Source organism: uncultured Arthrobacter sp. (assembly GCF_902805515.1).
GTDB lineage: Bacteria > Actinomycetota > Actinomycetes > Actinomycetales > Micrococcaceae > Arthrobacter_D.
In genome coordinates this window covers 1-6,067 of the sequence record NZ_CADCTE010000171.1, presented here as the reverse complement: position 1 = coordinate 6,067, position 6,067 = coordinate 1, and the positions used below count along the sequence as shown (strand labels likewise).

The 6,067-nt window shown below is 70.5% G+C and carries 4 protein-coding genes; 2 read left to right on the top strand and 2 right to left on the bottom strand.

Annotated features, from left to right (window positions below):
* Positions 1-163: 163 nt before the first annotated feature.
* The gene (locus QZX79_RS15630) at positions 164-2,527 is read right to left on the bottom strand and encodes a DEAD/DEAH box helicase (RefSeq protein WP_294569669.1); all 2,364 of its coding nucleotides are present in this window, start codon (positions 2,525-2,527) and stop codon (positions 164-166) included.
* 47 nt (positions 2,528-2,574) lie between these two features.
* On the bottom strand, positions 2,575-3,219 hold the full coding sequence (locus tag QZX79_RS15625) for a GNAT family N-acetyltransferase (protein ID WP_294569667.1): 645 nt from the start codon (positions 3,217-3,219) through the stop codon (positions 2,575-2,577).
* A gap of 85 nt (positions 3,220-3,304) precedes the next feature.
* Here QZX79_RS15625 and QZX79_RS15620 point away from each other — a divergent pair, with 85 nt between their 5' ends.
* Together QZX79_RS15620 and QZX79_RS15615 are read left to right on the top strand one after the other, a co-directional pair.
* Positions 3,305-4,231, top strand: coding sequence for a rhodanese-related sulfurtransferase (locus tag QZX79_RS15620; protein ID WP_294569665.1), 927 nt, complete (start codon positions 3,305-3,307; stop codon positions 4,229-4,231).
* The gene (locus QZX79_RS15615) at positions 4,231-5,961 is read left to right on the top strand and encodes a methyltransferase (protein WP_294569663.1); all 1,731 of its coding nucleotides are present in this window, start codon (positions 4,231-4,233) and stop codon (positions 5,959-5,961) included. Before QZX79_RS15620 ends, QZX79_RS15615 begins: the two co-directional genes overlap by 1 nt.
* Positions 5,962-6,067: the final 106 nt, after the last annotated feature.

Genomic DNA, 6,067 nt, shown 5'->3' with positions numbered 1-6,067 from the left:
CCGGCGGCCACCGGGGCCGCGAGGGCCGGCCCGCCCCCGCAGCGGGCCCGCCCGCCGCCGCTCCGCCCGCCGCCGTAGCGGACCCTGTGTCGACAGCGGTAGCGGAGGCAGTGTCAACGCGGCGGAAGGGGGTTTGCCCTGAGGCGTGGGTCCGTCCGCCGCCCTACTCGCCCCCGGGACGAACCGCGGCCCCTGCTTCCACCGGCGCCTCCGCCGACCCGGCCAGGATCAGGGACAGCAGCCGAACCGCCCCGGCCTTGCTCAGCGGATTGTTACGGTTGCCGCACTTGGGGGACTGCACGCAGGAGGGGCATCCGTCGGAGCATTCGCAGGCGGCAATGGCGTCACGGGTGGCGGCCAGCCAGACCCGGGCGGCCTGAAATCCGCGCTCGGAGAATCCCGCCCCGCCGGGGTGGCCGTCGTAGACGAAGATCGTCGGGAGCCCGGTGTCGGCGTGGAGGGCCGTTGACACCCCGCCGATGTCCCAGCGGTCGCTTGAGGCGACGAGGGGCAGCAGCCCGATCGCGGCATGTTCGGCGGCGTGGAGGGCGCCCGGAAGCTCCTCGGCGGAGATCCCGCCCTTCTGCAGCAGCTCGTTGTCGATCTCGAACCACACGCTCTTGGTGAAGAGGTCGCGGGCGCCGAGTTCAAGCGGTTCCTCGCCCAGGATCTCGTTGGAGGCAAACGCCTTGCGCTGGAAGGACACCACCTGGGTCGTCACCAACACATCCCCGAAGTTCACCAGCACCTCGCCCCACTGCTCGGCCTCGCCCCGGTCGATCACCTCGATCTGGGTGACGTCCCTGGCCTGGGTGTAATAGTCGGGGCTGGCCCGGGACACCACCGCGCAGTGGTCCTGTTCGTTGAGGCTCTCCACGACATAGGTGCGTCCCTGGTGCACATACACCGCGCCCGGATGGGCCTGATAGTGGCTCTGCGGGGAATCCATGGTGCCCAGCAGGGACCCCGTCCCGGCCTCGACAATACTGATCGGCCCGCCGCCGTCGGCACGGAGGTTGACCATTCCCGCGGCGCTCTGCGGGTGCGTCCAGAACCAGCCGGCGGGCCGGCGGCGCAGGTACCCCTGGTCCGTCAGCTGGCCGAGCAGGCCGGGGGAGGAGGGGCCGAACAGCCCGAGGTCGGCATCGGTCAGCGGCAGTTCGGCAGCCGCCGCGCACAGGTGCGGGCCCAGCACATAGGGATTGGACGGGTCGAACACCGTGGCCTCGACGGCGACGTCGAACACCGCCTCGGGGTGATGCACCAGGTAGGTGTCGAGCGGGTCGTCGCTGGCCACGAACGCCGCCAGGGCGTCCTGCCCGGAGCGGCCGGCCCGGCCGATCTGCTGCATCAGCGATGCCCTCGTGCCGGGCCAGCCGGCCACGAGCACCGCGTCCAGCCCGGAGATGTCGATGCCCAGCTCCAGGGCCGAGGTGCTGGCCACGCCCAGGAGCTCGCCGCTGCGCAGGGAGGCCTCAAGCGCCCGGCGCTCCTCGGGAAGGTACCCGGACCGGTAGGCAGCGACCCGGCCCGGCAGGCTCGGGTGGACCTCCTCGAGCAGCCGCCGCGAGGTCGCCGCAATGCTTTCGGCGCCGCGGCGGGACTTGATGAACGCGATGGTGCGCACCTGGGCCGAGACGAGGTTCGCCAGCAGGTCCGAGGTCTCCGCGATCACCGTGCGGCGCGAGCGGGCACCGTTCTCACCGCGGAGTTCGGTCAGCTGCGGCTCCCAGAAGGCGACCGTCGTGGAGCCGTGCGGGGAGGAGTCCTCGGTGACCGCCTGCGCCGGCGCGCCGATGAGCCTGCTGAATGACGCCGCCGGTTCGGCCGAGGTCGCCGAGGCGCCGATGAAGACGGGGGAGGAGCCGTAACTGGCGCAGATCCGCCGCAGCCGGCGCAGCACGTTGGCCACGTGCGAGCCGAAGACCCCGCGGTAGCTGTGGGCCTCGTCGATGATCACGTACCGAAGCCGGCGGAAGAAGCGTGCCCAGGCTGGATGGTTGGGCAGGACGCCGTAGTGGAGCATGTCGGGGTTGGCCAGTACAAGGTTGGCGTGGTCGCGGATCCAGCGGCGGGCGCCGGGGTCGGTGTCGCCGTCGTACGTCGCGGCGCGGACGGTAGGCAGCTTCAGGGCCTCGATGGCGGAGAGCTGGTCGGCCGCGAGCGCCTTGGTCGGCGCCAGGTACAGAGCGACGGATCCTGCCGGCGCGAGGGTCGACTGGTCGGCGAGTTCGCTGCGGTGGATCTCGTCGAGGACCGGCAGCTGGTAGGCCAGCGACTTCCCGGAGGCGGTCCCCGTGGAGATGATGGTGTGCGCCCCGGAGTGCGCAAGGCCGGCGCCGCGGACCTGGTGGCGCCACGGCTCGCGGACGCCCAGGGAGGCATAGGCGTCCACCACGTCCGGGTGGGCCCAGGCCGGCCACGGCTCGTGCTCGGCCCGGCGGGCGGGAATCTCCCGGACATGCAGCAGCTGCTCCGGTTGTGCTCCTCCGCCGAGCAGCGGGATGAGGGAATCGTGCAGTGCCACCCCACAATTCTTCCACCCGCCCGAGGCAGGCGGCACATGGACGGCGGTTATCCCCTCAGGATGAACACGTCGGCCAGCTGTTTCCAGCCGAGGAACGAATACAGTTCGCGCCCGTCCGTGGTGGCCATGAGCAGGCCGATGCGGACGTCGTCCTCGAGCACGGCCGCGGTCAGGGCGCGCATGACGAAGCTTGCCAGGCCGCGGCGGCGGAATTCCTGCTCCGTCTCAATCCCGTCGTACACCGCGAAGTCGCCGACGACGGAGACGGCGCCGCGGGCGGCCGGCTGGCCGTCGAAGGTGACCTCGACGCGGCGGCAGCCCGGCTCGTCGTGGCGCACCAGCACGAAACCGTCGGGCGTCGTGGGGTCCTCGACGTCCTGGTCGGCCATATCGGCGCTCATGAGGGCCTGCCGGTCCACCACCTGCAGCGAGAGCGGCCGGGTGACGGCGAGCAGGTCCTCCATGCGGTTGGTGGCCACGGTCAGCACCCGGTTGGGGTCGGCCTTGGTCTCCGCTGCCACCTGAAGCAGGAGCTCCTCCGACGGCTCATAGAGAAAATGCTCGTCGCGGCCGTCCTTGTCCGTGAGCACCACGGAGGTGGTGCGCCCGTCATCCTGCCGGTCATAGCCCCGGCAGGTGGCCCACCCCGTGATCCAGGTGGAGAGGAGATCGTTGCTTCCTTGTGTTCCCATGCACTGACGATAGATGCAGGAGGGGCCAAAAAACACAGTCCCGACGGACAGTGACGATTTTGAGACACAACGTACGCTTTAACCCGTGCCTTTGAACCGGATCGTCCTGTACTACGCCTTCACGCCCCTGCCGGATCCGGAAGCGGTCCGGCTGTGGCAGCGGGCCCTCTGCGAGAGCCTGGGGCTGCGCGGGCGCATCCTGATCTCCAAGGACGGTATCAACGGCACGGTCGGCGGAAGCCTGGACGCCGTCAAACGGTATGTAAAGGCCACCCGCGAGTACCCGGCGTTCAAGACGATGGATATCAAGTGGTCCGAGGGCGGAGCCGGGGACTTCCCGCGCCTGAGCGTGAAGGTCCGCGAAGAGATTGTCTCCTTCGGCGCGCCCGGCGAACTGAAGGTCGGGCCGGACGGCGTGATTGGCGGCGGCACCCACCTGCGGCCCGAGGAACTCCATGAACTCGTGGACGCCAAGCGCAGCCAGGGCCAGGACGTCGTCTTCTTCGACGGCCGCAACGCGCTCGAGGCGCAGATCGGCCGGTTCAAGGGCGCCATCGTGCCCGACGTGTCCACCACCCATGACTTCGTCGCCGAGCTCGATTCGGGCAAGTACGACGACCTGAAGGACAAGCCGATCGTCACCTACTGCACCGGCGGGATCCGCTGCGAGGTGCTCTCCAGCCTGATGCTCAACCGCGGCTTCAGTGAGGTCTACCAGCTCCAGGGCGGCATCGTGAGGTACGGAGAGACCTACGGCGACAAGGGGCTCTGGGAGGGATCGCTGTATGTATTCGACAAACGCATGCACCTTGAGTTCAGCAGCGACGCCGTGACCATCGGCAAGTGCGTCCGCTGCACGGCCCCGACCAACAAGTTTGAGAACTGCTCCAACTCCGCCTGCCGCAACCTCACCCTGTACTGCGCCGACTGCGCCGCCCGCCCCGAGACGCTCCGCTGCCCGCAGGGCTGCGAGACGGACGAAGCCGAGGCGACAGCCGCCGGAGCCGCATAGTGGGCGGCTTCGACGCAGATGTGGCCGACGCACCGTCGGTGCTGCACCCGGGCCTGCTCGAGTCGCTGGCCGCCGACCTCGCGGCGCTGAACTACACGGTCGGCGGGGTGGCGGACTTCGTCGGGCAGGAGGCGTACGCGGCCCTGAACCGCGACCAGCTGGTGCCGGTGCTCCTGGTGTGCGAGGAGGAACTCCGCGCCGCTGCCCCCTCGCCGCTGGTGGTGCCGATCCTGCTGTGGCTCGTCGGCGGAACCCTCACCCAGGACCAGCTCGACCTCGCCTTCCCGATCACCGGCGCGGACGGGCTTCAGGCCCTGCGGCTGATCGACCCGGTGGGTGCCCCGGTGCCGGACACGCTCCGGCGCGCCGCGGTCGAACTCCGCCCCTACTCCTCGGACGCCGACGGCGACCTGTGGGTGGCCAGCGACCTGGGCGCCCTTCAGCGCCCCGGGGTTCTGCGCCACGACCACGTGCTCGGCATCGGCGGGGCGTCCCTGACCCTGGCGCAGATCACCGTGCGCCCCAGGGTCCGCACGGCCCTTGACCTGGGCACCGGGTGCGGCATCCAGACCTTCCACCTGCTCTCCCACGCCGAGCATGTCACCGCCACCGACATCTCGCCGCGGGCCCTGGCCTTCACCCGGTTCAACCTGCTGCTCAACGCGGGGCCGCTGGGGATCGATCCGGGCGCCCTCGACGCGCGCGTCTCGCTGCGCCTGGGCAGCCTCCTTGAACCGGTGGCCGGGCAGCGGTTCGACCTCGTGGTGTCGAACCCGCCGTTCGTGATCACCCCGCGGTCCACCGAAGAGTCCCCCGAGGACCAGTTCACCTACCGCGACGGCGGCCTGCCCGGGGACGACATCGTCTCGGGGCTCCTGGCCAGCCTGCCCGGGGTCCTCGCCGAGGGCGGCACGGCCCAGCTGCTGGGTAACTGGGAAATCCCCGCCGGGCGGGAGTGGGATGAGCGGCTCCGGGAGTGGCTGCCGGAGGGCACCGATGCCTGGATCATCCAGCGCGAGGTCCAGTCCCCGCTGCAGTACGCGGAGACCTGGCTGCGCGACGCCGCCGAGAACCGGGACCGCGCGGCGTACTTCAAGCGGTACGCGGACTACCTCGGTGACTTCGCCTCCCGCGCCGTGGACTCGGTCGGCTTCGGGTACATCTGGCTGCGCCGCACCCCGGGCGGTGCCCCCGCCTGGGTGCGGTGCGAGGAGATCACCCACGAGGTGGAACAACCCCTGGGCCCCCACCTGGGGGCCGCCGTCGAGCGCGGCGACTGGCTGGCGTCGGCTGCCCCCGGCGGCGCCGGGACGCAACCGGATCTGACCGGGAGGGACGAAAACGGGCCGGACCTGACCGCGCCGGACCTGACGGGGCCGGACCAAAACGTGGCAAACCCGAATCGGACGAACCAGCAAGCGCCGGGCCGGGACCTGAACTGGGAGTACCTGTTGGTGGCCGGGGACGTCACTGAGGAACGCCACCAGCGTCCCGGTGCCGAGCACCCCGGCGTGATCCTGCTCCGGCAGGGCGCCGGCCTGCGGCGGACCACGCTGCTGAGCACGGAGCTCGCGGGGTTCGTCTCCGCCTGCGACGGGGATCTGACCGCCGGCCAGATCGCCGGAGCGCTGGCCGTCCTGCTCGGTGAGGACGGTCCGGATTTCGTGCCGGACCTGCTCGCCATGGCGGGTCGGCTGGTGCTCGAAGGATTCCTGATTCCGGCCCCCTGAATTTCGCCGCTACCCTAATGCAGGAATGCATACCGCATACTGGGAGGGGTAGAGCCAGCAGCGGAACCCCCGCCGCGCGCCATTGACGGACTGGCTCAGCACCCCC